3 protein-coding genes are annotated in these 3,241 nt (G+C 64.9%); 1 reads left to right on the forward strand and 2 read right to left on the reverse strand.

What is annotated here, in order from left to right; all coding sequences use genetic code 11:
• The coding region (locus H7290_RS05275; protein ID WP_290512967.1) for a hypothetical protein at positions 1-601 on the reverse strand (601 nt) is incomplete at its 3' end.
• 216 nt (positions 602-817) lie between these two features.
• Here H7290_RS05275 and H7290_RS05280 point away from each other — a divergent pair.
• A complete protein-coding gene (locus tag H7290_RS05280; RefSeq protein ID WP_290512968.1) occupies positions 818-2,917 on the forward strand; it encodes a glycosyltransferase in 2,100 nt (699 codons plus the stop codon).
• Positions 2,918-2,920: 3 nt separating this feature from the next.
• On the opposite strand, the gene H7290_RS05285 is transcribed toward H7290_RS05280, so the two are convergent.
• Positions 2,921-3,241 (reverse strand): class I SAM-dependent methyltransferase (locus H7290_RS05285; protein ID WP_290512969.1); only part of this gene is annotated, 321 nt, incomplete at its 5' end.

Below are 3,241 nucleotides of genomic sequence, written 5' to 3' on the forward strand. Positions count from 1 at the left end.
GCCGGGAGAAGCGCACAGCCGTCTGAACAGACCGCTCCGGCCCCTTCTTCCGGATGTTGCCGCCTGACTTCTGGGGTGCCTCGGACGCCGTGGGTGTCGTGGGTGCAACCGGTACGGTCGGCTCGTCCGGCACTCGCGGGTTCTTTGTTGCGAGATCGACGCCCGCCCCCAGAGCCTTCAGCAGCCCGTGGAGCACGGCCCCACTGCCTTCGTCGGCAGAAGGCGAGCGAGTCACTCGTACGCCCGGTAAGAGCGACTCGTGCACCATTACACTCACGCCTGCGAAGGCGGTCTCCCAGGCATTCACGTCCTCGTCGATCGGGTGAAGCGCCGCACCGATCATGACCTTCACACCCTTCGCCCCGAGGTCGAAGGCGCGTTCGACCATGGAGCGCAGCAGCCCGGGACTCGCCGTGAAGCCTGCGACGACCACCACGTCGAACCGTTCATCCACCAGCGCCAGATCGTCCGCGCCTTCCGCAATCACGACCGTCGTCTCAGCCGCGGCCGCCGACGCGTGGAGGTACACGAGCTGCTCGTCATCCACGACCAGAAGCTGTCTGGTCGTCGCCCTCGCGGCGGGGTTGCTCTCTCTCGACATGAGACCGGTTCTTCCCTGTGGTGTGCATGTGATCAGGTGCTCTTCGGGCGGGCAAATTTTGTCGGTTCATGCGCTCTTGCCGCGTCGGCCGTCCGAGAGGCCACTCCCACGACATCGCCCCATACAGATAGTCTCATACAGGTTGCCGCCGGACTCGGCACAACCTCCAGCAATGAAGACCACATCCCGACGTTTCATCAGGGGGAGGGGTTGACCATGGAGTCGTCACCCGGTGTCAGCGTCATCATGCCGACGTACTCAGGAGCGGAGTGGATCCTTCGAGCCCTCGAGTCCATCGGACGACAGACGCTTGCCCCTCATCTCTTCGAAGTCATCATTGTGCCAAACGGCCCGGACGACGGGACCATGGCGATCGTCCGCGAGTTCCAGAAGGCATGGCCGGAATTGACGGTCAGGGTGTTCCGACTCCCTCGACCGAGCATCAGTCAGGCCAGCAACCTCGGCATCGCCGCGGCCCGCCTCGACTACATCACCATGATCGACGACGACGACTGGGTATCACCTGGCTACCTCGACTCACTCCTGAAGATCGCTCGGCCCGACACGGTCGCGCAGGCATACCTTGCCGATGTCGAGGGCGCGGGCGACTGCCCGGACTTCGACAATTACATCAACCACTCCATCGCTTGCGCGGCTGGCCAAACGGTACATCCCGCGGAGGTCCCGAATGCGTTGTCCTTCAACACGTCCAAGCTCGTCGCGTCCCGTCTCGCCAGGCAGGTCCAGATGCGCGACCTGCCGACCGCTCCCGACATCGTCTTCTGGCACCAGCTGGTTGACCGATTTCGCCTCTCGATACGTGTGGTCGATCATGACGCGCCCGCGATCTATTACCGCTTCCGGCGCGGCGGGTCCCACTCCCGACCCCACGAGCGCACATGGGAGACGGGCGTGCTCGCCAGGCTCGACGCCATCGCTGCGCTCCAGCCGATCGCCCTCGACCCATCGAGGCACCTCACCGCCGTCTCGGCGGCAGTCGTGCGATCCCTGGCACGGGCCACCGGCAACTACATGATGAGGCACCCTGACGAGCATGGGCGGCTCATGTCAGAGGTGGCCGCGCGTGCTCTGGACCCGTCGATCTGGAAGCCACTCAACCATCGACGGGCCAAGGATCTAGCCATCGCGTACGCCTTTCCACCAGCCAGCGACACGAGCGCGCTGGTCGCCGCGCGCAGACTGCGGGAGCGGGGCGTCGCCGTGGACGTCGTCTCCCACAACATGGCGGCGCTGCGGTCCGAGGACTCGTCCGGCTCAACGATCATCGCTCCATACCTCGGGCGCCACACCGTCGTCAGCGGCAAGCCTGTCTTCGCCAGCTGGCCCGATGTGGTGTTGTTCTGCCGCAAGGGCATGGCTGCCGTGGAGCACTGGGAGCTCAGCTCGGGTATTTATCGGTCGGTCTACAGCCGCGCCATGTGGCCGGCTTCCCACGTGCTCGCTGCGATGTACCGCATCAGGCGCCCGGCGGCCCGATGGGTCGCCGAGTTCTCGGACCCCTTGTCACGAAACATCCACCACGAGGTGCGTCCCGGTCGGCGCGGTGATGACGATCTGACCGCGGAGATCGATGCAGCGGCTGTAGCAGCCGGCTTTCCAGTGCCGGACGGCTGTAGCCTGTTCCAGTGGATCGAGCACGTCACGTTCGCACTGGCCGACGAGTTGATGTTCACCAACGTCAACCAGCGGTCGTACATGCTTGACCTCGTGGCCGATCCCGCACTCCGTCAGCGTGTCCTCGACCGCAGCGTCATCGCCCCCCACCCGACGCTTCCGCCAGAATTCTATGAGATGCGCACCATCGACTATCCACTGGACCGGCAGAAGGTCCACGTCGCCTACTTCGGCGCCTTCTACGCGACACGGGGCTTGGCGGAGGTGCTCGAAGCCATGAGGCAGCAGCCAGCCAGCGAGCGCTCCCGGCTGGTGCTCCATGTGTTCACCGGCGACCCCGAGGCCATGCGCACCACGATCGCGCACGACCCTGCACTTCGTGACTGCGTCAGGGTCAACCCCTACGTTTCCTACCTGGAGTTTCTCAACCTGACGACGCGATTCGACTGCCTGCTCGTCAATGACGTCGACACGTCAAAGACCTCTACGATCAACCCGTACCTGCCGTCCAAGCTGAGCGACTACCGAGGTTCAGGTACGCCGATCTGGGCAATCGTCGAGCCCGACAGCATTCTCAGTCAGCAATTTACTGACCACCAGTCGTTGCTCGGTGACGTGGCCGGCGCCGCGCGCGTGTTGGGCGAACTCACCATCAAGCACGCGGTGTCGGCCACGTCGTGACTCTCAGCTCGCCCAGGTCGGGCGCAGCGGCCACTCGGCGTCACCGTGCGGACCCGGCTTGACGGCCAGGACATGGTGCAGCTCGATCTCGTTGCGCTCGAACGCCAGCCGCGAGCCTGCCATGTAAATGCCCCAGACCTTCGCACGGCCGATGCTGACCTCCTCGAGGGCCTCGTCCCAGTGCTCGACGAGGTTGTCGCACCAGCCCTTGAGGGTCAAGGAGTAGTGCTCGCGCAAGTTCTCCACATGGCGCACCTCGAGGCCCGAGTCCTGCACCGCGGTGGTGATGCGGCCCACGCCCGTGAGCTCGCCGTCCGGGAAGAC

The sequence above is a fragment of the Aeromicrobium sp. genome (assembly GCF_014378035.1).
Taxonomy (GTDB): Bacteria; Actinomycetota; Actinomycetes; order Propionibacteriales; family Nocardioidaceae; genus Aeromicrobium.

Excerpts from the sequence above, each read along its gene's own strand:
- H7290_RS05280 (WP_290512968.1), top strand. The coding sequence starts at position 818 with ATGGAGTCGTCACCCGGTGTCAGCGTCATCATGCCGACGTACTCAGGA.